We start from the raw sequence: 22,793 nt of genomic DNA, 5'->3' as shown, positions 1-22,793 counted from the left end.
GCTCATCGCTGTCTCGAAGACTGCCGGGAAACCATGGTTCCCGGCAGTCTTTTTCTATGCGGAAAACCAACAGGGGGTGCTGAAATGTCTTATTCAATTTCCAGGGACGGACAACTGCTGACGTTTTCGATTGAGCGGCCGGGTGTGCGCAATGCGGTCAGCCATGACGTGATGGACGGGCTGGAGAAGTTCATCCGGCATCTGGAGACGGATGGGTCCGTCGAATGGGGAGTCGTCACATCCACCGGCAGGAAAGCGTTCTGTTCAGGCGGGGACCTGTCGGAGTTCCACACGCTTCGGACCGCTGACGAGGCGCGTCCGATGCTCCTGCGGATGACCCGGCTGCTGTACCGGCTGGCAGCTGTACCTGTCCCGGTCATCGCCCTCATGGACGGCACGGCGGTCGGGGGCGGCTGTGAACTTGCCGCCGCCTGCGATTTCAGGCTGATGCGTGCAGATGCCCGGGCAGGGTTCATCCAAGGGACCCTCGCTATCACGACAGGATGGGGCGGTGCGTCCCTCCTGTATGAGAAAGAGAGCCTGCATGCGCCGGCACTGCAGCTCCTGATGGGCGCGAAACTCCATGAGGCCCGGACGCTTGAGGAAGCCGGCTGGATTACGTCCGTCTACACCGATGGCAAGCAGGAAGCACTCGTCCGCTTCCTGGACGGATTCCGCACGATCAGCCCCGGTGTCCTCCATGCCTACAAGATGGTCGCTGTAAGGAGGTTTGTACAGACGGGATTGGAGCACCGGATGCTCGAGGAAGCGGAGCAGTGTGCAGTCCTCTGGGAGTCGGATGAGCATCATGAAGCAGTACGGCGGTTCAGGGAGAAAACAGGACGTCCTAAAGATTGAATTTTGCAAAGATAAGAGAATGGTTGAAAACGATTTCAATTATCAGATAAACTAGGGAAAGATACATGAAACTCATCTATCTTACCAGGAAGTTATTGACGAGGAGGAGAAGAGGATGGCAGAAGTTCGTTCATCTATGACAGGCACAGTATTCCAGATCGAAGTGGAAGTCGGGCAGGAAGTGAAAAAAGGGGATGTCGTCGTAATTCTCGAGTCCATGAAAATGGAGATTCCCGTGGAAGCCGAAATGGACGGCAAAGTCGCGTCCATTGAAGTGAAAGAAGAAGATTTCGTCGATGAAGGGGACGTCATCCTGACATTCGAAGGATAAGCAGATCACTGAATGGGGGTATTTGCGTGACGAACAGCACAGAAGAACAAAAGGGGTATAACGGTAAGCTCGAGGAACACCTGGCTGCCATTTTTGCCGGCGGCCAGCAGAAGTACCACGATAAAGCAGCCGAGCAGGGAAAATTATTCGTGCGCAAGCGGCTTGAACTGCTCTTCGATAATGGTGAGTATACAGAGGACGGCCGCTTTGCAAACTGCGAAGCAGGTGATCTGCCGGCGGACGGGGTTGTCACAGCCATGGGGAAAGTCGGCGGGCAGACGGTCTGTGTCATGGCGAACGATTCGACCATCAAAGCGGGCTCTTGGGGATCACGCACCGTCGAAAAGATCATCCGGATCCAGGAGACAGCGGAAATGCACAGGGTGCCGATGCTGTATCTGGTGGATTCCGCAGGTGCACGTATTACAGACCAGCTGGACATGTTCCCGAACCGCAGAGGGGCCGGCCGGATCTTCCATAACCAGGTGAGGCTGTCAGGGTTCATCCCGCAGCTGTGCGTCCTGTTCGGACCGTCTGCAGCAGGTGGTGCTTACATACCGGCCTTCTGCGATTTGGTCATCATGGTGGACGGAAACGCATCGATGTATCTCGGCTCGCCGCGGATGGCCGAGAAAGTGATCGGTCAGAAGGTGTCGCTCGAAGAGATGGGCGGCGCGGAGATGCACTGCTCGGTCAGCGGCTGCGGCGATGTGCTCGCAGACTCGGAAGAAGAAGCGATCGCAGAAGCAAAACGGTATCTCGCTTTTTTCCCGGCCAACTTCACTGAATCGGCTCCGCTCAAAGAGGCCGTTGCGGCCAAAACAGGGCGCACGCTAGAGGAAATCATCCCCGAAAACCAGAATGCGCCCTTCAATATGTATGAAGCGATCGACACGCTGATCGATGAAGACAGCTTTTTCGAGGTGAAGAAGAAATTCGCGCCTGAACTCATTACGGGTCTTGCCCGGATCGACGGCCGGCCTGTCGGTATCATTGCCAACCAGCCGAAAGCGAAAGGCGGCGTCCTGTTTGTCGACTCCGCTGACAAAGGGGCGAAGTTCATCAACCTGTGTGATGCCTTCTCAATTCCTCTCCTGTTCCTGGCAGACGTACCAGGCTTCATGATCGGGACGAAAGTGGAACGGGAAGGGATCATCCGCCATGGTGCCAAACTGATCATGGCGATGAGTTCCGCGACAGTGCCGAAAATTTCCGTCGTTGTCCGGAAAGCATATGGTGCAGGTCTTTATGCGATGGCCGGCCCGGCATTCGAACCGGATGTGTGCATCGCCCTTCCGACTGCACAGATTGCCGTCATGGGTCCTGAAGCAGCGGTCAATGCCGTCTATTCCAACAAGATCGAAGCGATTGAAGACCCGAAAGAACGCCGGGCATTCGTTCAGCAGAAACAGCAGGAATACAAAGCGGAAATCGATATTTACCGGCTTGCATCTGAAATGATCATCGACGAGATCGTCAAGCCTTCGGATCTGCGGGCTGTGCTTGCGGACAGGTTTGCTCTGTACAGCACGAAAGAAATTCCGCAGCCTCCGCGCAAACACCCGGTATATCCTGTATAATCCGGTATAACGGCTGCCCGGATCGTCTCTGTAAGGGATGGTCCGGGCAGCTTTTTTCCAATGGGAGGGCTATTATGGAGATTGTCATTGCAGGGGCAGGAGCCATCGGGATGCTGATGGGTTCCTATCTGGCGGAACAGGGGCATGGTGTTTCTTTTCTCACGCGCCGGCCCGGCCAGAGCCTGGCATTACAGAAGAACGGCCTGCTCCGCATCGGGGACACCGGCGGGCGGCGGTTTGCGGTGAATGCTTTCACAGAGCCGTCTGACGCGCCGGACGGAGCCCTATGGATTGCGGCGGTCAAATCAGGCAGCCTGCCTAAGCTTTTTGACTCCCTGACGAGCGATGTCCGGATCGGCTACATGCTGTTCATCCAAAATGGGATCCGGCATTTCGAGCAGGCGGATGACCTGCTGTTCCCTTCCATCGGGTTCGCTTCCATCACGCACGGCGCAAACAGGGAGAACGACTGGACGGTCCGCCATCTCGGCAATGGTGTGACAGCCGCTGCACATTACAGGGGGGACCCGCAGCCGTTGGAAGAATTGTGCCGGCAGATGGAAGAGCCGTTCCCGTTCCGGCTGCAGCCGGATGCTCGGGCCATGCTGTACCGAAAGCTGCTGCTCAACTGCTGCATCAATCCGCTGACCGCTCTGCTCGGGATCAGGAACGGGGAGCTTGTTTCGCGGGAGAATGCCTGCAGACTGATGGAAGATGTGTACTATGAACTGGCGGAAGCCTATCCGGATACCGCAGGCCGACTGTCCTTCGCAGATGTAATGACGGTGTGCCGGAACACCGCCGCGAACGAATCATCGATGCTGACGGACCGCAAAAACGGTGACCCCATGGAAATCGACACGATTGTCACCGCGGCCATCGGACCGAATCGGGAGCGGATGCCGGTGCTCGGCCAGCTGGAGAGGCTGCTGAAAGCTATTGACGAAAGGGTAGACGAGTGATGAAAGAAGCAATGCAGCATGGACTTGCATTTTTGATAATAGTGCCGTATGTACTGTCCGCCATTTTATTTGCCGGAAGCCGTCTCGCCGGGCGGTCGCAAGTGAAATCGATCCGCATGGCAGCCGACTGGACGGTGCCGCTGCTCGTCATGGCGACTGCATTCGTCCTGGACAGGATGGCTGCACACGCATGGCTGATCGTGGCGTCAGGCATCCTGATTGCAGGGATCGGGTACGCTGTAGCGGAGCGGGTGAAGAGCAAGGAATTCAGTATGCTGCGGATGCTGCGCAACTATTGGCGGATGCTCTTTATCGTGTTTTCCCTGCTCTATCTCGTTCTCCTGGTGATTGGCGCAGCCACGGAGTCTGTCGGATTCCTTGTGCAGTAGACGGCAAGCGTATGTTTTTAAACGCTCGGGGCGGAGTGCTATACTCAGACCATACACAGTTGGCGAAAAAGGGGCTCGAATGATGAAAATTGCATCACATCCTATACATAAGAACAAAATCATGGAGTCATACGGGAATGATCAGGAGTTTGCCGCATCCTATTTCGATTATGGCAGAGGAGAGAATGATTTCAGCAGCCGCCTGGAGGAATTGGACAGCCGGATGTACCAGCGGAAAGAACTGACGGGTACGATCCGGAACTTTCTTGAGCCATACGGGATCTCGGAGTCACAGGCCGCGAACCTGAAGGCGCTGGAAGACGGTGCAGTCGCGGTGGTCGGCGGTCAGCAGGCCGGTCTGCTGACAGGTCCTCTCTATTCTGTGCATAAGGCGATCACCGTCATCCTGCTCGCCCGGCAGCAGCAGGTGAAATTGGGCGTACCGATCGTGCCGGTGTTCTGGATTGCAGGAGAAGACCATGATATCGACGAAATCAATCATATCTACGCGGAACAGGATGGCCGGCCGCTGAAACGGCAGTATCCCGAACGGTTTGTCCTGAAGACGATGGCATCGGAAACTGTCTACAGCCAGGAACAGATGGCGGAATTCATCCGGCTCATCTTCCGTGACTTCGGGGAGACGGTCCACACGAAGCAATTGCTTGCAGACGTATTGGAAGCCGCGGAGCATGAAACGACGTTCACCGGCTTCTTCGTCCGTCTCATGAACGGGCTGTTCAAGGAGCACGGCCTGCTGATGATCGATGCGGCGGACCGGTCGTTCAGGGAACTTGAGAAAGATCATTTCAAGCAGTTCATCCGGAAGTCGGCCGAATTGGCGGCAAGTGTCGCGGAGACCGAATCACGGTTCAGCACAGAAGGCTACGGGGCGCCGATCGAAGCGTCAGGAGACGCGGCGCATCTGTTCTATGTCCATGAGACGGGACGTGTCCTGCTCAGCAGGAAGGATGGCCTGTTCGTCAACGAAGCTGCCGGACTCCGTTTCACGGAAGAGGAATTGCTGGCGATTGCAGAGAAAACACCTTGGCTGCTCAGCAATAATGTCGCAACAAGGCCGATCATGCAGGACCTGATGCTGCCCGTTCTTGCGTTTGTCGGCGGTCCCGGTGAAATCGCCTACTGGGCGTTGTTGAAGCCGGCATTCCGCCTGTTCGGCATCAAGATGCCGATCGTCGTGCCGCGCATCTCGATCACACTCGTCACCCGGAACGCACAGCATGCACTCGAGAAGACCGGTTTGACGGTCGACAGGGTCCTGGCGGGCGAAACGATCATCCGCCGCGAACAGTTTCTGGATGAGCAGAGGGACGAAGGGATGGACTCACTTCTCGGCGAGACCGTTGACCTGCTGACTGTGCAGTACGCAAAAATCCAGCAGCATCTCGGCGATACGGATCTGGGTGCGCTTTCAGAAAAAAACCTTGGGTACCATCTCCGCCAAGTGGAATTCCTGCGGGAGAAGACGGAAGACGCGCTGCTGCGGAAGTATGCAGCGGCTCTCGGCAGCTACAACCTGCTGGAGGGCGATCTGTATCCGGAACGCAATCTTCAGGAACGGACCTATACACCGTTCAAATACCTGAACGAATATGGGCCGTCCCTGATCCGCGATCTCCTCGCCGAAGAGATTCCATCGGACGGCAGCCACGTCATCATCTATCTATGACAATTCGAAAGCACATGATCTGCGCGCAGAAGCGCAGGTCATGTGCTTTTTTGGCTGCGCCAATCGGCGGTGCCGATCCCTGGTATAAGCGCGTGGCTAAAGCGGTTCTAACTGCGACTCGCGCGCAAATCCAGGTCCGGGTCGAAGATAGACGAGCCACGCTTGTGAGTTGACCGCAAAACAATCCGAGCAGCAAACCAGCCAGAACAAACGGCAGCCTGCGAACTGGAAAAACCCGGCCCATCAACCTGCTGGTCCTGGTTGAAAAACACCGCCCTGAATTGTAACAAACGTAATAATCTCAATGAATCGAGTGCTATTGATACAAATTCATTGCAAATACAAAAATGGGTGGAGGAAAGTGGGGGGATGTGGTACATTAAACTTATATAGTGGGGTGAAGGGTATGTTCATGGGTGAATACCAACATTCAATCGATACCAAAGGCCGTCTGATCATCCCTTCGAAATTCAGGGAGCATCTTTCGGATGGTTTCGTATTGACCCGCGGACTGGATAACTGCCTCTTCGGCTACCCGATGAATGAATGGAAGAAACTTGAAGAGAAACTGAAAGCGCTGCCCGTCACAAAGAAAGACGCACGGGCATTCACCCGTTTCTTCTTTTCAGGAGCCACCGAAGCCGAGCTGGATAAGCAGGGGCGTGTCAACATTCCCGCTTCCCTTCTCGGCTACGCCAAAATCGCGAAAGACTGCATGGTCATCGGTGTATCCGGCCGTTTTGAAATCTGGTCGGAAGAAATTTGGCAATCCTACTATGAAGAGTCTGCGGACTCCTTCAACGACATTGCAGAGAATATTATGGACTTCGATTTTTAATCAGTACCAGATGACATGGAAAGCAGGCGGTACCCGTGTTCGATCACACAACAGTATTACTGCATGAAGCAGTGGATGGGCTGGCGATCCAGCCGGATGGAATCTATGTCGACTGCACGCTCGGCGGTGCAGGTCACAGCAAAGAAATCGCAAAGCAGCTTTCTGGCGCAGGCAGACTGATCTGTTTCGATCAGGACATGACAGCAATCGAAGCCGCAAAAGAAACACTTCATGACTACTTGGACCGGGTCACATTCATTCATTCGAACTTCAGCCGCATCAAAGAAGAACTGGCCGCTATCGGAATTGAATATGTCGATGGCATCCTCTATGACCTCGGCGTCTCATCGCCGCAACTGGACACCCCGGAGCGCGGATTCAGCTACAACCACGACGCGCCGCTCGACATGCGGATGGACACGGATGCACCGTTGACCGCGTTCGACGTGGTCAACGAATGGAGCTACCAGGATCTGATCCGGATCTTTTTCCGGTACGGAGAAGAGAAATTTTCGAAGAGCATCGCCCGTAAAATCGAGGAAGCCCGCTCGGAACAGCCGATCCGGACAACCGCTGAACTTGCGGAACTCATCAAAGCAGGCATCCCTGCGGCGGCCCGCCGTACAGGCGGCCACCCGGCAAAACGTGTATTCCAGGCAATCCGGATTGCCGTGAATGACGAACTCGGGGCTGCCGAAACGTCATTGACCGATGCGATCGATCTGCTGAATCCGAAAGGCCGGATCAGCGTCATCACGTTCCATTCCCTGGAGGACAGGCTGTGCAAAACAATTTTCAAGGAAGCCTCGACACTGCCTGAGCTGCCGCCGAATCTGCCGGTGATTCCGGAAGGTCTGGACGTGAAGCTAAAGCTGATCACCCGGAAACCGATCCTGCCAAGTGAGGAAGAAATAGAGGCAAACAAACGAGCCCGCTCTGCGAAATTGAGAATCGCAGAACGCAAGTGAAAGGGGAAAAAACGGAATGGCATTGGAACAGAGAAAGTTTGAACCTACGTACATACCGGAACAGGAAACGCAGACATCTCCTGCCGCTGTCCCTGCTCCGAAACCCCGGAGGCTGTTTTCACCCGGAGAAAAATTCCTTGCTGTTGTGTTCCTTGCTGCGGTTGTCATGTTCTCGACGACGGTCCTGCATACACAGGCGAAAATCAACGACACCAACAAGGATATGCACTATCTTTCAAACAAAATCGAGGAAACATCAAAACAAAATATTGAATTGTCCAACCAAGTAAGTGAAAAATCGACATATGAGCGCATTTGGGAAAAAGCAAAGGAACTTGGCTTGAATCTGAATGAAAGTAACGTAAAGGTCGTGCCTGGACGATGAAAAAAAAGAAATTTCGATTTCAAGGTGGAGCCTTTCTGATGCTGTTTATATTTGGAGGGCTCTTTTTCCTTTTGTTCGGAAGAATGCTCCAGATTCAGATCACCGGACAAATCGACGGCCGTGCTCTCGCGGCGATGGCGGATCAGAAATACTTGAAGGAATCCGTCCTGCGGGCCGATCGCGGTAAAATCGTCGATCGCGCAGGTGAAGTGATCGCCACGGACACGCTCAGCTACCGGCTTGTGGCCGTGCTGAGTGAGAAGGCTTCCAAAGGCTCGAAAAAACAGCAGCACGTCACGGATTTTGAAAAGACGGCCGATGTGCTGAGCCAGTATCTCGATATGGACCGGGATGCGATTTTGGAACGGTTCCAAAATGCTCCGGCCGATGCGTATCAGATCGAGTTCGGGAAAGCCGGACGGTCGATTTCAAACGAAACTGCAGATGCCCTCAAAAAAGAGGAACTACCGGGAATCCGGTTTTTCGAGGACAAGAAACGGCTGTACCCGAACGGAAAATTCGCGTCTTACTTAGTCGGCTTTGCCATGCCTGAAGAGATGAAGGACAAAACAGTCCGGACTGTCGGCAAGATGGGGCTCGAAAAAACGTACGATAAACAGCTGACCGGCACGGATGGGAAGATGAACCTCAAGACTGACCGCTGGGGCATACAGCTGCGGGATAACGAAAAGCAGATCGAGGCACCGAAAAACGGACAGACGATCCAGCTGACCCTCGACAAGACGATCCAGAACTTCGTGGAGGACGCGCTCAACCGTGCGGAAAAGGAATATAAGCCGGAGAAGATGCTGGCAGTCGTCGTGAATCCGAAAACCGGCGAGATCCTGGCAATGAGCCAGCGGCCGTCATTCCACCCGGGAACCCGGGAAGGGCTGACTGATAATTGGCTGAACGAGGCTGTCGAGGAAACATTCGAACCGGGTTCGACCATGAAGATGTTCACTCTGGCTGCCGCTATCCAGGAGAACAAATGGGATCCGAATGCATTCTATAAATCAGGGGAGTACAAAATCTACGACCGGACCATCCGGGACGTCAACCGGACCGGATGGGGGACGATCACCTACCTGGAAGGGTTCCAGCGTTCGTCCAACGTATCGATGGCGTACCTGCTGGAACGGATGGGCGATCAGACATTCATCGATTACTTGAAGAAATTCGGGTTCGGCAAAAAAGTGGGCATCGACCTGCCGAACGAAGCGTCCGGAATCATCCTCGATAACTATCCAAGTGAGCGGCTGACGACTTCCTACGGACAGGGGTCTACTGTGACTCCGATCCAGATGATCCAGGCTGCTACGGCAATCGCGAATGACGGAAACATGATGACCCCGTATGTCATCGACCAGATCATCGATCCGAATACCGAAAAAGTAGTGGAACAGCACTCCGCTGAGGCGAAAAAAAGCCCGATTTCCGAAGAGACAGCAAAGCGGGTGCGTGAGGTCCTGGCATCCACCATCACTTCAGAACACGGTACAGGCAAAAAATTCGCGCTCGACGGGTATGATGCGGGCGGAAAAACAGGCACTGCGCAAATTCCCCGCACTTCAGGAAAAGGATACAGGGCCGGGAACGGCAACTATCTATATTCATTCCTCGGCATGGCGCCGATCGATGATCCCCAGCTGCTGACCTATGTACTTGTCCAGCATCCACAGCTGAAAGAAGGAAAATACGGCTCCGATCCGACTTCCGAAATCTTCACGTCTGTGATGGAGAGCAGCCTTAAGTACCTGAACATCGCTCCGGACAGTGAGCATGCGGACAATACAGTCACGATGGAAAATTATGAAGGAGCACCGTCCGGTAAGACGGCAGCTGCACTGAAAGAAAAAGGGCTCATTCCTGTCATCACCGGTGAAGCCGGGGATATTGCTGCACAATCGCCGGCGGCAGGTACGGAACTGACACCAGGTTCCGTCGTGATGCTGCAAACATCGGGTAACACCTTGCTTCCTGATTTCACGGGATGGTCGAAACGACAGATCCTGACATTCAAAAGTTTTACCGATCTGGACATCCGCGTGAATGGGGAAGGCTATGTCGTCAAGCAAAGTCTGTCCGCAGGCTCTGCGGTCACGGAAAACGACCCGGTTGTCATTACACTCGAAGAGCCCGAGCAAATGACGGCACCGGAAACGGAAGAAGAACCCGGAGAAGAGAGCCCATCTGACGGGGGAGAAACAGAAGAGGATATTCTGGGCGGATGAATAGCAGCGCTCGCACTCTCATAAATTAGCAGTAAAACGAGAGGTGTGAGCGCTTTTGAAGCAACTGATTGGAACGCAGTCGAAAAAGAGGCTGCGGGCCGTGTTCATTATTTTTCTGCTGATGATCGGTGCAACTACAGGCAAATTGTTCCACGCGCAGATCATTAAGCACGAATGGCTGAAGGAACGGGCGGAGGCCAACTGGGACAGGGAAATCCCGTTCGGCGGCGTCCGGGGAGAGATCGTGGATCGCAATCAGAAGCTGATTGTCGGCAACCAGCTTGCCCCGACGCTGTATTTCATGCCTTCCCAGCATCCGGATCCGCCGGCAGCGGCCGCCAAAATCGCAACCGTCCTGAAAGTTGATGAGAAAGCGCTGGCAGAGAAGATGAGCAAGAAAGAATACATGGTGAAGCTCGCACCGGAAGCGAAAAACATCACAAAAGCGCAGGCGGATGAAATCACAGCTCTGAAAATCCCCGGTCTCTATACGGGCGTCGACTTCATGAGAAGTTATCCGCACGGTGAAATGCTGTCCCGCCTGCTCGGATTCACAGGGTATGACGGACAGGGTCTCGCTGGGATCGAATACGAATATAACGAGTTCCTGAGCGGGAGCGGTGACAAGATCCGCATGTATACAGATGCGAAAGGAACCCCTCTCCCTCATGTGGATGATGATTTCAAAGACGGTGAAGAAGGTTCATCCGTCGTCCTGACGATCGACGCGGAGATGCAGGAGGTCGTGGAACGGGAATTGTCGCAGGCCATGGAAAAGTATGACGCCGCGCAGGCGCTGGCGATTGTTATGAACCCGAAGACAGGGGAGCTGCTGTCACTTGCTTCCGCACCCACATTCGACCCTGCTAATTACCAAAAAGCGAATCCGGATATCTACAACCGCAACCTGCCCGTCTGGATGACATTCGAGCCCGGGTCCACATTCAAGATCATGACGCTCGCTGCCGGACTGGAAGAAAAACTCATCGATCTCGACAATGAAACCTTCAACGATCCGGGTTATACTATGGTAGGCGGCGCACGTCTCCGATGCTGGAAACGGGAAGGGCACGGTCATCAGTCGTTCCTGGAGGTAGTCGAGAACTCCTGTAACCCGGGGTTCATCGAGATTGGCCGGAGGCTCGGGGAAGAACGTCTTTCCTCCTATATCCGCAATTTCGGTTTCGGTGAATCGACCGGTTCCGGTATCGCGGGGGAAGCGAAAGGGATCCTGTTCGCGAAAGATGCGTTCGGACCGGTGGAACAGGCGACCACTTCGTTCGGCCAGGGGATTTCCGTCACGCCGATCCAGCAGGTCCAGGCCGTCGCTGCGGCGGTGAACGGCGGGATGCTGTACAAACCGTATATCGTGAAGGAGATACTCGGACCGGATGGAAAAGCGAAAGTGTCCTATGTCCCGGAGATGAAGCGGCGGGTCATCAGTGAAGAAACGTCAGCCGAAGTCCGGAGGGCCCTGGAATCAGTCGTTGCCAAAGGGTCCGGCCGCAATGCATTCGTCGATGAAATCAGGGTGGGCGGCAAAACAGGGACAGCTCAGAAAGTGCAGGACGGTGTCTATAAGGACGGTGACTACATCGTCTCGTTCATTGGCATCGCGCCGGCAAACGATCCTGAATTGGTCGTCTATGTCGCAATCGACAGTCCGAAAAACTCCGTCCAGTTCGGAGGCGTCATCTCGGCACCGATCGTCGGACGCATCATCGAGGAGATTGCACCGCTGGCAGGCATTGAGCCGCAAAAGGACCAGCTTGAAAAAGAATATCGCTGGGGAGATCCAATCACACAGCGTACACCGGATCTGATCGGCCTGACAAAGAATAAGCTGGCCGAGCAGCAGCATACCATCCGCATCGAATGGCATGGCAAGGGCAAGAAAGTCAAAAAGCAATTGCCGCTTCCTGATACGGAAATCCATGAAGGTGACGTGATCCATGTCTATACGGAGTAACGGCACCATCATTACTGAACCAACAACCAGTTTGGGAACATAGAAGGAGATTTACAAATGACGCTCGTCACTACAATTACGGCAATCGCCGTAACATTCGGCCTAACGGCTATCCTGGGCTATGCCATCATTCCGCTGCTTCGGCGGATGAAGTTCGGTCAAAGCATCCGAGAAGAAGGACCGGAAGCCCATATGAAGAAAGCAGGCACCCCGACGATGGGCGGACTGATCTTCCTTGTCGCAATCCTGATCGCCACGCCGATCCTGTCTTACATAAATGGTGTCCTGACAACACAGACGATCGTCCTGCTGCTGGTCTTGATCGGATTTGGAATCATCGGATTCCTGGATGACTTCATCATCGTTGTCATGAAACGCAATCTGGGGCTCACGTCCCTGCAGAAACTGATCGGGCAGATCATCATTGCGATTTTCGCATTTTTCCTATTGAAACTCGGACCGTTCGATACGGTCATTTCCATTCCGTTTATGGATTTTGAAATCGACATGGGTGTCTTCTATGTCGTCTTCCTCATCTTCTGGCTGGTCGGATTCTCCAATGCGGTCAATCTGACAGACGGCCTGGACGGACTCGTGTCGGGTACATCCTCGATCGCATTCGCTGCATTCGGGATACTGGCGGTCGCCTATAACCAGCAGGACATCGCCATGTTCTCGTTCGTCGTCTCCGGCGCGATGCTCGGCTTCCTCCTGTTCAACATGAAACCGGCACGGGTCTTCATGGGAGATACCGGATCGCTTGCGCTCGGCGGGGCGCTTGCGATGATTTCGATGCTCATCAAGCAGGAATTCCTCCTGCTGATCATCGGGATCGTCTACGTCATCGAAACACTGTCTGTCATTATCCAGGTCATCAGTTTTAAAACAACCGGCAAACGGGTATTCAAGATGAGTCCCATCCACCATCATTTCGAACTTTCGGGATGGTCGGAGTGGAAGGTCGTGCTCGTATTCTGGAGTGTCGCTTTCCTGGCGGCTGTACTCCCCGTCTTAATGGAGGTGATGTAAATGATCAACGCAGCACAATTCGAAGGAAAGAAAGCACTCGTACTGGGACTTGCGAAAAGCGGCCATGCCGCTGCAAGCCTTCTGGCATCCCGGGGAGCGGAAGTCACCCTGAATGACGCCGCACCTGATGAAGGCAATCCATTGGCAGCGGAACTCCGGGAAATGGGAGTGACGGTCATCTGCGGCGGACACCCTGCCGATATTTTGGATGGGGGCTTCGACTTCATCGTCAAAAATCCCGGAATCCCTTACCGGAACCCCGTCATCGTGAAGGCCGAGCAGGTCGGGATCCCCGTCTGGACAGAGATAGAACTCGCATATCTGGTCAGTGAAGCGCCGATCATCGCCATCACCGGGTCGAACGGGAAGACAACTACGACAACGCTGCTGTTCCATATGCTCAATATCGGTGAGCGTCATCCTCTAATTGCAGGGAATATCGGGACAGTGGCAAGTACTGTCGCATCTAAAGCGAAATCTGATGAACTGATCGTCCTGGAAGCCTCGTCGTTCCAGCTGATGGGCGTTGAACAGTTCCGTCCGCATATCGCCATATGGACAAATTTGTATGAAGCTCACCTTGACTATCATGGCAGCCGTCAGGCCTATGCGGAAGCGAAAGCGAGAATCACGGAAAACCAGCAGGCTTCCGATTATCTTATCTACAATGCGGATCAGCCTGAGCTGCTGCGCTACATAGCCGATACCCGGGCGGCCATGATCCCGTTCACTGTAAAAGAGCGGCAGGCGGAGGGGATTTCTGCGGATGACGAGCAGATCTACTGGCTCGGCAATCCAATCATCAGCCGCAGCAAAATCATGCTGCCGGGGGAGCATAACCTGGAGAATATCCTCTCGGCAACTGCTGCTGCCATCCTTTCCGGCTGCGGCCAGGCAGCGATCGAGAGTGTACTCAGCTCCTTCACTGGCGTACGGCACCGCATGCAATTCGTGAAGGAAGTCGACGGCAGGAAATTCTATAATGATTCTAAAGCGACAAATACACTCGCAACAAAAAGTGCATTGTCCTCGTTCCGTACTCCGACTGTCCTGATTGCGGGCGGACTGGACAGAGGCCATTCCTTCGAGGAGCTGAGGCCGCATATGGCGAATGTGAAAGCTGTCATCGGAATCGGGGAGACCGCCGACCGCCTGCTTCAATTTGCCGAGTCGTGCGGTGTTCAGACTCTCCGTGAGACAGACACGCTTGCTGCTGCAGTGGAAGAAGCCTTCAGCGTCTCCGCAAAAGGGGACACGGTGCTGCTGTCACCTGCGTGTGCCAGCTGGGACCAATATCCGAATTTCGAAGCACGCGGTGATGAGTTCATCGAGGCGGTACAGCGTCTGAAAGTGTAAGGCGGCAGCCGGCAGGCTCCGTACAAATACAACCGCGAAAGGATGCATCTACTGGGTTCCAAATACAGAAACCTGTTTCTCATTGCAGCTGTCAGCCTGACGCTGGTCGGTGTTCTGTTCGTCCATTCGGCTGCAGCCTACTGGGGACAGATCCGCTATGCGGATGCGGCGCCATTCGCCCTGAAACAGCTCATTTACATAGGCGTTTCCATAGGTATCGCTTATATGATGATGCGTTCACCGCATCTTTCTAACGAAAAGTTCTGGACAGTCTTCTACATTGGAACAGTCGTCCTGCTCGCTGCTGTCCTGATTCCCGGGATCGGGGCTGTCAGGAACGGGTCACAGAGCTGGATTGCACTTGGCCCCGTCAGTCTGCAGCCGGCCGAGTTCGTGAAAGTGGCATTGATCGGCAAACTGGCGATGAGCATGACCCAGAAGCCGGGCAGACGTGTGTGGGACTGGCGGCATTTTGCGCTTATCCTTCTGCCGTTTGCACTGATCATGATGCAACCTGACTTAGGCTCAGCCGTCATAATGATCGTTTCGGCATTCGTCGTCCTGTTCATAGCCGGGTATCCCCTTTCTTTCTTTGCCTTCCTCGGTTTTGCGGGCATCGGTTCGTTTGCAGCGCTTGTGCTGGCGGCCCCTTACCGGCTGGACCGCATCAAGTCCTATATCGATCCATGGAGCGATCCGCTCGGAAAAGGGTTTCAGGGCATCCAGTCGCTGTTCGCAATCGCACCCGGCGGACTGCTCGGCCACGGGTTCGGCAACAGCCGGCAAAAGTATTTGTACTTACCGGAACCGCAGAATGATTTCATCTTTTCGATTATAGCGGAGGAGACGGGATTCCTTGGAGCGGCGGCGGTGCTTGCGCTGTTCGTCTGCCTGATGATCGGCGCCTTCGGGATCGCTGCAAGAACTGCCGGCTGGCGGGAATGCCTCGTCGTTTCCGGGATGGCTGCGATCATCATCTTCCAGACGTTCCTGAACGTCGGAGTCGTTTCCGGTCTGCTGCCCGTTACAGGGGTGACGCTGCCTTTCATCAGTTATGGGGGATCTTCCATGCTGACAACCTGGCTTGCCGTCGGAGCCATCCTGCACTTTTCAAAAGGCAGGAAAACAGATTGAGTGAAAAGGAGGGGGAGGAATTGGAAAAAGTTATCGACATTGAAGACCGGATTCCCTCCATGCGGAAAAAACGCCGCAGGAAGACGAACCGCAAATTCATCCTTGTCGTGCTCCTATTTGTCACAGCACTCCTCATCCTCCTTTACTTTCAATCTCAGATGAGCAAAATCGACCGCATTGATGTGAATGGGACTGCTCTTCACGACCGCGATTACTACTTGCGGCAGGCAGGTTTGGCAGAAGGTGATTCCCTTTGGGGGTTCAGCGCGCCGGAAGCAGCTGCGCGGCTCAAGGAAGCGGAAGGTGTGAAGGACGCAGCGGTCAAACGAAAATGGCTGAGAAGCGTCACGGTGCATGTTGACGAATGGGAACCGGTTGCACTGCTGGAGGAAAAAGGCGAGTATGAGTTCATTCTCGAAAATGGTGAGACATTCACTCCGGAGTCCGGTGCAGCGGCAGACGTACCGATTGCCGCAGGGTTCACGACGAAAGAACTCCGAAAACAGTTATCATCCCAGCTGCTGCAGATCGACAGCACCGTCTATCAGCTCATTTCCGAAGTGCACCTGCCGGACAAGAAGAACCCGGACAGTGCCGTCCTGTATATGGATGATGGATATGAGGTGCATGCATCACTTTCAACAATGGCGGACAAGCTGTCGTATTACCCTGACATCGTCAATGAGCTGACAGGTTCAGAGAAAGGGATCATCGACGTGGAAGTCGGTACGTATTTCACGCCATACAGCAAACTGGATGGCGGCGGTAAAGCAGGTGAGGATGATGGGAAAGAAGACGGAGAAGAAGACGGAACCGCAGACGGAGACGAAAGCACCGGAGATGCCGATTCGTAAAAAACGGAATAACCGGATTTGGTATGTGCTTGTGTTCCTTGTCTTCGGGTTCATATTGGCGTTCTCCTACCGGACACTCGGACCGGGTTCCGAGTCCCAGAGAATCCATTCCGAGATGGAGGACAGGGAGGAGAGCTACCGGTCGGAGCTGATCGAGCAGAAAGAGCGCAATAAGCAGCTGGCCGATGAAATCACCGCCAAACAAAAGAAAATCACGCAGGCGGAACGAAATTTGAGTGATTCGGAACAAGATCACGATTCACTCGTGAAAGAAGCAGGAGATCTCCGGCTGCTGCTGGGGGCGGTGCCGGCCAAAGGGGAAGGGCTGCGCGTGTCTCTCGAAGACGGGGATTATGATCCCGCTCAGCAGAATCCTAACGAATACATTGTCCATGAAAGCCAGGTGCTCACTGTCGTGAACGAATTGAAGATTGCCGGTGCACAGGCTTTGTCCATCAATGGACAGCGCCTGAGTGCCAATTCGAGCATCAAATGCACCGGCCCGGTGATCACAGTGGATGGACGGACTTTCCCCGCACCTTTCGTCATTGAAGCGATCGGAGATACGGACACACTGAATTCATCGCTGACCTTGAAAGGCGGCGTCATGGATACACTGCTGCTTGATAATATCGTGATGACAATCGAAAAGAAAAAAGAGATCACCATGTCCGCACTGCGGGAAGAAGGACAAAGTTGAACCTGTTGAGAGAGGAGGGACGGACATGCGGCGCAGTTGGATGTTCACAGCCATCCTGTTCATCGTCGGGTTCATGGTAGCTGTCCAGTACAATACCGTCCAGCAGCCTGATGAACGCGACACCCGTGATATATGGGCGATCCGTAACGAACTGGCGAAAGAGCGCAAACTCCATTCCGAACTGCTGACTGAAGTGCGGGGACTCGATGAAACTCTTAAGAAATACAGCGGGTCGGAAAAAGGACAAGCCGGACAAGCGCTGTCTGAGACGGTCCGGGAACTCCGTGAACAGGCAGGCATGACAGAACTCACCGGTCCCGGCATCGTCATCGATGTCAAGCCTTCCGAAGAAAGTATTGCACTCGGGACGCCCCTCCATGAAGTGAGTCCTGAACTGCTGACGCGTTTTGTCAACGACGCCAACCGTTTCAAGGATATCAACATGGAGATCGACGGAAAGCGGATCACCGCATTGAGTGCAATCCGGGATATCAACGGAAACACGACCGTCAATGGACTGCCCGTCCAGATTCCGCCATTCCAAATTAAAATCATATCAGCGGACATGAAGAATAGTGAAAAATTGTATAACTTTCTGCAATCGTCTTCGTTACTGGATGATTTCTATCTGGATGACTTTGTCCTGGAGATCAGCCAGCCGGCTGAAGACGTGACGATCAGCGGACGTACCGATCCGTTCGAAAATCGATTTTTGAAAGAACTGCCAAAGGGGGACTGACCATGTGGCTGCCGATATTAGGTCTCATACTCGGCGTATCACTCGGATTTCTGACGGACATACAAATACCGCAGGAATATGGCAACTACTTGTCAATTGCTGTCCTGGCGGCGCTTGATACGCTGCTTGGCGGTATACGGGCACATATGCAGCGCGTGTATGATGACCTGGTGTTCATCAGCGGATTCTTCTTCAACATCCTCCTTGCAGCGGCCCTTGCATTCCTCGGCGTCCACTTAGGAGTGGATCTCTATTTGGCTGCCATCTTCGCTTTCGGTGTGCGGCTGTTCCAGAACCTGGCTGTCATCCGGCGCATCCTGCTGACGAAATGGTCGGAGGTCCGCAAAGTTTCTGCGGCAAATAATTCAAAATGAAAGGATTTCGAGAGGAGATGGCGAAAATATTTAGACAACGCACTCACAATACAATAGAATGGAAGAAGAGTCACAATGGGAGGTGCCAAAGATGAGTCAGTCAAATATGTATGTATCACTCGACATCGGGTCCTCCACTATCAAAGTCCTTATCGGTGAGGTGGATGGCGGATCCCTGCATGTGATCGGGGTCGGCAATGTACAATCCGCCGGTATCCGGAAAGGATCCATTGTGGACATAGACGCAACGGTCCAGTCGATCCGCAAAGCGGTCGAACAGGCGGAACGGATGACCGGCCTGCGTATCCAGGAAGTGATCCTCGGGATCCCTTCCAATGGAGTGGCGCTGCAGGACGTCAAAGGCGTTGTCGCCGTCAACTCCGAAAATCGTGAAATTACAGATGATGAATTGGATCGTGTCATGGAATCTGCGCAAGTGATGTCCGTTGCACCTGAACGCGAAATCGTGAATATTATCCCGAAACAGTTCATCGTCGATGATTATGATGAAATCAAGGATCCAAGGGGGATGATCGGTGTCCGTCTCGAAATGGACGGTACAATGATCACCACCTCGAAAACACTCGTGCACAATATTCTGCGCTGCGTGGAGCGTGCAGGCCTTTCCATCCGTGAAATCTACCTGCAGCCGCTCGCATCGGGGACATTCGCCCTGACAGAGGATGAGATGAACCATGGAACGGCGTTCATCGATATCGGCGGCGGGTCGACGACGGTGTCCGTATTTTGGGACAACCGGTTTACGGCGACAGCGGTCCTGCCTGTCGGTGGCGACCATATTACAAAAGACCTTTCAATCATCCTGAAGACGCCGACGGAGCAGGCCCGCAAGATCAAACATCAATACGGCCATGCTTTCTATGATGATGCGTCGGATGATGAGCTGTTCGAGGTCCCGGTCATCGGGGCGGATACAAAAGACCAATACAGCCAAAAATACATATCGGAGATCATCGGAGTCCGTCTTGAGGAACTGTTCGAACTGGTTCTTGAAGAATTATACCGTATGGGCATCCGGGATCTGCCGGGTGGAGTTGTGCTGACAGGCGGCACAACGAAGATGGACGGCATCCTGCAGCTCGCGCGCCATGTCCTGAATACGCGTGTGCGTATTTATACGCCCGAGTATATCGGGGTGCGTGAACCGATGTATTCAACGGCGGTCGGTCTGATCCGTTATGCCAGCATGGAAGATGCATTCTTCGGGTTCCACAGCGCCGAATCGGTTGGACAGGCGAGCGAGGAAACCGCGACTGCGGCCCCTGTGAAAAAGAATCAGGAACCGAAACAGCAGAAGGAATCGATCATCGGCAAAACCAAACGCTTCTTCGACAGCTTTTTTGAATGAACCAATGCATGTCCAGTACTGAAGTTGAATGATTAGGAGGAAAATAAGATGCTAGAGTTTGATACAAATATCGAAGCACTCGCGGTCATCAAAGTAATCGGAGTTGGAGGCGGCGGCAATAACGCGGTCAACCGGATGATCGAACACGGTGTACAGGGCGTGGAATTCATCGCAGTGAATACGGATGCGCAGGCACTGAACTTGTCACAGGCTGAAGTGAAGCTGCAGATCGGCGGCAAGCTGACACGGGGACTGGGTGCAGGCGCCAACCCGGAGGTCGGTAAAAAGGCCGCTGAAGAGAGCCGCGAGCAGCTTGAAGAAGCGCTGCGCGGAGCGGATATGGTGTTCGTCACAGCAGGCATGGGCGGCGGAACCGGGACAGGTGCTGCACCTGTCATCGCGCAGGTCGCAAAAGACCTCGGCGCACTGACTGTCGGTGTCGTGACGCGGCCGTTCACATTCGAAGGACGCAAGCGGTCGACGCAGGCGATCGGCGGAATCACTGCTATGAAAGAATCGGTCGATACGCTGATCGTCATCCCGAACGATAAGCTGCTCGAAATCGTTGACAAGAACACACCGATGCTGGAAGCGTTCCGCGAAGCGGATAACGTCCTCCGTCAGGGTGTCCAGGGTATCTCAGACCTGATCGCCGTGCCGGGACTTATCAACCTGGACTTTGCAGACGTCAAGACAATCATGTCGAACAAAGGTTCAGCCCTTATGGGGATCGGTATGTCGACCGGTGAAAACCGGGCATCGGAGGCTGCGAAGAAAGCCATCTCCAGCCCGCTGCTCGAAACGTCGATCGACGGAGCGAAAGGTGTCCTCATGAATATCACGGGCGGTTCGAATCTGAGCCTGTTCGAAGTGCAGGAGGCTGCAGACATCGTCGCGTCCGCTTCGGATGAAGACGTCAACATGATCTTCGGTTCCGTCATCAACGACGATTTGAAAGACGAAATCGTCGTCACGGTCATCGCTACCGGCTTCACCGATGAACAGATCTCAGCAACGCGCGGAAACCGGACTTCGGGTTACGGCGGAGTCCGCCAGCGGGAGACACAGGCGCCGCAAAGCCATGCGCCGCAGTCCAATCCTGCACGGCATGAAGAGCCGCAGCACCACCAGCCTTCTCAGCAGGAGCCTGTGAGGAACCACACACCTCAACAGCAGCAGCAGCCGCAGGACGATGGTCTGGACATTCCGACCTTCTTGAGGAACCGGCGCCGCAAATAAATGAACATACAAAAAACCTCTGACATTTCTGTCGGAGGTTTTTTTCTTTTCTGACGTTCGGTTCCTGTCGAACTTTTTTCAGGAATGATGACGCAGACTGACAAAACTCTTACGGGATGCATGGTAGTCTTGCAGACAAGGAGGACAGCCTATGTATGGAGAAATCATGATCGGTGTCAATCTGGTATTCAATTACACTGTACTGGCGTTCGCCAATGCTGCGGGGCAGATGCGCACCAGCAGGAAGCGTCTCGCTGCCGCGGCATTTGCAGGAGCACTGCCGGCGGTTATCTTCCAAGGGTCACTGGCCGCTTCGGGTGCCGCCCTGCTTCTGATGGTCGGCACAGCTTTCGGGTTCAGGATGAAGCAGCTGGCCGGTGCAGCGGGACTCGTACTGATGGGCGCCCTCCTGGCAGGCGGACTGCTCTCGGCGATCCCCTTCAGCGAATGGGGGCAGGCGGGCCATGTCCGGACAGCACTTTTTGCAGGACTGGCATTCGCTGTGCTGCAGTTCGTCAAAGGGAAATGGCTGTCTGTCCGCCAGCTGAGCCGGCTTTCGGAATTCCGGAGCTCTTCCGTCCTTCGGCTCTTCGGCCGCTCCCTCCCCGTTGAAGTGTTCATCGATACGGGCAACAGCTGCACGGAACCGCTGTCAAATGATGCCGTCCACTTCGTCTCGCTGCGTGCTGTCCGGGAGGCCATACCGGAAACCCTGCTCCGCCGCCTGGAAAACGCATTGGATACAGGCATTCCCGACCTGTCGACGTTTCCTGAAGACAGCCGGAAGCTGCTGCGCCTGATACGGATCCAGACAGTGGACGGCACCGGCTGGGCAGTCGGCATCCGGTTCGATGAATGGGTCCTTGAAGGCGGCCGGCGGCTTGACCCAGGCTACATTGTACTGACTTCAGAGAACACCCGGTATCCGCATCAGGCGTCCGCAATCTTACACGTCTCAGCCTTGGAAACAGGAGAAGAAAGGGGAATGGTGCATGCTACATGAACTGAAGAAATGGCTTGCAGTCTTGTCTGGGATCTTCAAGAAGAAGAACGGAACATTTTATATCGGCGGTCATGAGTCGCTGCCGAAACCTCTCACACGCGAGGAAGAGGCCGAGACGATCGCCGCCTATATGGCCGGGGATCAGCAGGCGCGCGATCGCCTGATCGAGAAGAACCTCCGGCTTGTCGTCTACATCGCCCGCCGTTTCGATAATACGAATACGCATATCGAAGATTTGATCAGTATAGGGGCGATCGGTCTCATTAAGGCGATCGAGACGTTCAAAAGCGATAAGAACATCAAACTGGCAACGTATGCCTCACGCTGCATCGAAAACGAAATTCTGATGCATCTCAGGAAAACGAACCGTCTCCGTTCGGAAATCTCGTTCGATGAGCCGCTGAACTCCGATGCGGACGGCAACGAGCTTCTGCTGTCCGACATACTCGGGACGGATGAAGATATCATTACGGACGATGTCGAAAAGAAGATGGAGCGCCAGCATATGATCGAAGCGGTCACGACGCTCAGTGATCGTGAACGCCATATCATGGAATGCCGCTTCGGCCTGACAGGGAAGATGGAGATGACGCAGAAAGAGGTGGCCGACCTGCTCGGCATTTCCCAGTCTTATATTTCACGTCTCGAGAAGAAAATCATTTCGGATCTGCGTGAACGGCTCAACCAGCCGATCACCTGATGGGTATAATTGGCGGTATCGAAAACCGAATAGAACACCACTCCGGGGATAAGCTATCCTGTACAGTCATCTACAGAATACGGAGGAATTCA

At 54.2% G+C, this 22,793-nt stretch carries 22 protein-coding genes; all 22 read left to right on the top strand.

The window, feature by feature from the left end; genetic code table 11:
- Positions 1–84: 84 nt before the first annotated feature.
- Positions 85–858 (top strand): enoyl-CoA hydratase/isomerase family protein, encoded by a 774-nt coding sequence (locus QWT68_RS07540; protein ID WP_290150369.1) that lies wholly within the window; start codon positions 85–87, stop codon positions 856–858.
- A 115-nt stretch (positions 859–973) separates the two neighbouring features.
- The gene (locus QWT68_RS07535; RefSeq protein ID WP_040286947.1) at positions 974–1,189 is read left to right on the top strand and encodes a biotin/lipoyl-binding carrier protein; all 216 of its coding nucleotides are present in this window, start codon (positions 974–976) and stop codon (positions 1,187–1,189) included.
- Positions 1,190–1,269: 80 nt separating this feature from the next.
- On the top strand, positions 1,270–2,769 hold the full coding sequence (locus tag QWT68_RS07530; protein ID WP_244898731.1) for an acyl-CoA carboxylase subunit beta: 1,500 nt from the start codon (positions 1,270–1,272) through the stop codon (positions 2,767–2,769).
- A gap of 74 nt (positions 2,770–2,843) precedes the next feature.
- The gene (locus QWT68_RS07525) at positions 2,844–3,731 is read left to right on the top strand and encodes a ketopantoate reductase family protein (RefSeq protein WP_290150367.1); all 888 of its coding nucleotides are present in this window, start codon (positions 2,844–2,846) and stop codon (positions 3,729–3,731) included.
- Positions 3,731–4,120, top strand: coding sequence for a DUF3397 domain-containing protein (locus tag QWT68_RS07520; RefSeq protein WP_040286944.1), 390 nt, complete (start codon positions 3,731–3,733; stop codon positions 4,118–4,120). The genes QWT68_RS07525 and QWT68_RS07520 overlap by 1 nt, the downstream gene beginning before the upstream one ends.
- 82 nt (positions 4,121–4,202) lie before the next feature.
- Positions 4,203–5,810, top strand: a complete 1,608-nt coding sequence (gene bshC / locus QWT68_RS07515; protein WP_290150366.1) for a bacillithiol biosynthesis cysteine-adding enzyme BshC — start codon at positions 4,203–4,205, stop codon at positions 5,808–5,810.
- A gap of 406 nt (positions 5,811–6,216) precedes the next feature.
- Entirely contained in the window at positions 6,217–6,648 is a 432-nt protein-coding gene (gene mraZ, locus QWT68_RS07510; protein WP_040286942.1) for a division/cell wall cluster transcriptional repressor MraZ, read from the top strand.
- 35 nt (positions 6,649–6,683) lie between these two features.
- Positions 6,684–7,616, top strand: coding sequence for a 16S rRNA (cytosine(1402)-N(4))-methyltransferase RsmH (gene rsmH, locus QWT68_RS07505; protein ID WP_040286941.1), 933 nt, complete (start codon positions 6,684–6,686; stop codon positions 7,614–7,616).
- A 16-nt stretch (positions 7,617–7,632) separates the two neighbouring features.
- Entirely contained in the window at positions 7,633–8,001 is a 369-nt protein-coding gene (gene ftsL / locus QWT68_RS07500) for a cell division protein FtsL (protein ID WP_290150365.1), read from the top strand.
- 83 nt (positions 8,002–8,084) lie between these two features.
- Positions 8,085–10,235, top strand: coding sequence for a penicillin-binding protein (locus QWT68_RS07495; RefSeq protein ID WP_290150364.1), 2,151 nt, complete (start codon positions 8,085–8,087; stop codon positions 10,233–10,235).
- Positions 10,236–10,290: 55 nt separating this feature from the next.
- Positions 10,291–12,204 carry a penicillin-binding transpeptidase domain-containing protein gene (locus QWT68_RS07490; RefSeq protein WP_488803640.1) on the top strand — a complete coding sequence of 638 codons (1,914 nt, stop codon included), beginning with the start codon at positions 10,291–10,293 and terminating at the stop codon, positions 12,202–12,204.
- A gap of 57 nt (positions 12,205–12,261) precedes the next feature.
- Complete coding sequence (mraY, locus tag QWT68_RS07485; RefSeq protein ID WP_040286937.1) at positions 12,262–13,233, top strand: phospho-N-acetylmuramoyl-pentapeptide-transferase; 972 nt, start codon at positions 12,262–12,264, stop codon at positions 13,231–13,233.
- Positions 13,234–14,589 carry a UDP-N-acetylmuramoyl-L-alanine--D-glutamate ligase gene (gene murD, locus QWT68_RS07480; protein WP_040286936.1) on the top strand — a complete coding sequence of 452 codons (1,356 nt, stop codon included), beginning with the start codon at positions 13,234–13,236 and terminating at the stop codon, positions 14,587–14,589. It begins immediately after the preceding gene.
- Between the two features lie 42 nt (positions 14,590–14,631).
- Positions 14,632–15,723 carry a putative lipid II flippase FtsW gene (gene ftsW / locus QWT68_RS07475; RefSeq protein WP_040286935.1) on the top strand — a complete coding sequence of 364 codons (1,092 nt, stop codon included), beginning with the start codon at positions 14,632–14,634 and terminating at the stop codon, positions 15,721–15,723.
- Between the two features lie 20 nt (positions 15,724–15,743).
- Complete coding sequence (locus QWT68_RS07470) at positions 15,744–16,577, top strand: cell division protein FtsQ/DivIB (RefSeq protein WP_052461797.1); 834 nt, start codon at positions 15,744–15,746, stop codon at positions 16,575–16,577.
- The gene (locus QWT68_RS07465) at positions 16,507–17,277 is read left to right on the top strand and encodes a DUF881 domain-containing protein (RefSeq protein ID WP_338066436.1); all 771 of its coding nucleotides are present in this window, start codon (positions 16,507–16,509) and stop codon (positions 17,275–17,277) included. The genes QWT68_RS07470 and QWT68_RS07465 overlap by 71 nt, the downstream gene beginning before the upstream one ends.
- Before the next feature lie 25 nt (positions 17,278–17,302).
- Positions 17,303–18,016 carry a DUF881 domain-containing protein gene (locus QWT68_RS07460; RefSeq protein WP_040286934.1) on the top strand — a complete coding sequence of 238 codons (714 nt, stop codon included), beginning with the start codon at positions 17,303–17,305 and terminating at the stop codon, positions 18,014–18,016.
- Positions 18,017–18,018: 2 nt separating this feature from the next.
- Positions 18,019–18,390, top strand: a complete 372-nt coding sequence (locus tag QWT68_RS07455; RefSeq protein WP_040286933.1) for a small basic family protein — start codon at positions 18,019–18,021, stop codon at positions 18,388–18,390.
- Positions 18,391–18,481: 91 nt separating this feature from the next.
- Positions 18,482–19,759 (top strand): cell division protein FtsA, encoded by a 1,278-nt coding sequence (ftsA, locus tag QWT68_RS07450; protein WP_290150362.1) that lies wholly within the window; start codon positions 18,482–18,484, stop codon positions 19,757–19,759.
- Positions 19,760–19,807: 48 nt separating this feature from the next.
- The gene (gene ftsZ, locus QWT68_RS07445) at positions 19,808–20,998 is read left to right on the top strand and encodes a cell division protein FtsZ (RefSeq protein ID WP_040286931.1); all 1,191 of its coding nucleotides are present in this window, start codon (positions 19,808–19,810) and stop codon (positions 20,996–20,998) included.
- Positions 20,999–21,149: 151 nt separating this feature from the next.
- Positions 21,150–22,001, top strand: coding sequence for a sigma-E processing peptidase SpoIIGA (locus QWT68_RS07440; RefSeq protein ID WP_040286930.1), 852 nt, complete (start codon positions 21,150–21,152; stop codon positions 21,999–22,001).
- Positions 21,991–22,701 carry an RNA polymerase sporulation sigma factor SigE gene (sigE, locus tag QWT68_RS07435; RefSeq protein ID WP_040286929.1) on the top strand — a complete coding sequence of 237 codons (711 nt, stop codon included), beginning with the start codon at positions 21,991–21,993 and terminating at the stop codon, positions 22,699–22,701. Before QWT68_RS07440 ends, sigE begins: the two co-directional genes overlap by 11 nt.
- Positions 22,702–22,793: the final 92 nt, after the last annotated feature.

Source organism: Sporosarcina trichiuri (genome assembly GCF_030406775.1).
Taxonomy (GTDB): domain Bacteria; phylum Bacillota; class Bacilli; order Bacillales_A; family Planococcaceae; genus Sporosarcina; species Sporosarcina trichiuri.
This window is presented reverse-complemented; position numbering and strand designations above follow the sequence as displayed.

Bases quoted from the DNA above. Each gene is read 5' to 3' on its own strand.
- QWT68_RS07455 (WP_040286933.1), top strand. From the start codon at position 18,019: ATGTGGCTGCCGATATTAGGTCTCATACTCGGCGTATCACTCGGATTT.
- QWT68_RS07535 (WP_040286947.1), top strand. From the start codon at position 974: ATGGCAGAAGTTCGTTCATCTATGACAGGCACAGTATTCCAGATCGAA.
- ftsA (WP_290150362.1), top strand. From the start codon at position 18,482: ATGAGTCAGTCAAATATGTATGTATCACTCGACATCGGGTCCTCCACT.
- QWT68_RS07440 (WP_040286930.1), top strand. From the start codon at position 21,150: ATGTATGGAGAAATCATGATCGGTGTCAATCTGGTATTCAATTACACT.
- QWT68_RS07520 (WP_040286944.1), top strand. From the start codon at position 3,731: ATGAAAGAAGCAATGCAGCATGGACTTGCATTTTTGATAATAGTGCCG.
- sigE (WP_040286929.1), top strand. From the start codon at position 21,991: ATGCTACATGAACTGAAGAAATGGCTTGCAGTCTTGTCTGGGATCTTC.
- ftsW (WP_040286935.1), top strand. From the start codon at position 14,632: ATGCATCTACTGGGTTCCAAATACAGAAACCTGTTTCTCATTGCAGCT.
- QWT68_RS07465 (WP_338066436.1), top strand. From the start codon at position 16,507: ATGGGAAAGAAGACGGAGAAGAAGACGGAACCGCAGACGGAGACGAAA.
- QWT68_RS07495 (WP_290150364.1), top strand. From the start codon at position 8,085: ATGCTCCAGATTCAGATCACCGGACAAATCGACGGCCGTGCTCTCGCG.
- QWT68_RS07460 (WP_040286934.1), top strand. From the start codon at position 17,303: ATGCGGCGCAGTTGGATGTTCACAGCCATCCTGTTCATCGTCGGGTTC.
- QWT68_RS07540 (WP_290150369.1), top strand. From the start codon at position 85: ATGTCTTATTCAATTTCCAGGGACGGACAACTGCTGACGTTTTCGATT.
- ftsL (WP_290150365.1), top strand. From the start codon at position 7,633: ATGGCATTGGAACAGAGAAAGTTTGAACCTACGTACATACCGGAACAG.
- QWT68_RS07525 (WP_290150367.1), top strand. From the start codon at position 2,844: ATGGAGATTGTCATTGCAGGGGCAGGAGCCATCGGGATGCTGATGGGT.
- ftsZ (WP_040286931.1), top strand. From the start codon at position 19,808: ATGCTAGAGTTTGATACAAATATCGAAGCACTCGCGGTCATCAAAGTA.
- mraZ (WP_040286942.1), top strand. From the start codon at position 6,217: ATGTTCATGGGTGAATACCAACATTCAATCGATACCAAAGGCCGTCTG.
- mraY (WP_040286937.1), top strand. From the start codon at position 12,262: ATGACGCTCGTCACTACAATTACGGCAATCGCCGTAACATTCGGCCTA.
- bshC (WP_290150366.1), top strand. From the start codon at position 4,203: ATGAAAATTGCATCACATCCTATACATAAGAACAAAATCATGGAGTCA.
- murD (WP_040286936.1), top strand. From the start codon at position 13,234: ATGATCAACGCAGCACAATTCGAAGGAAAGAAAGCACTCGTACTGGGA.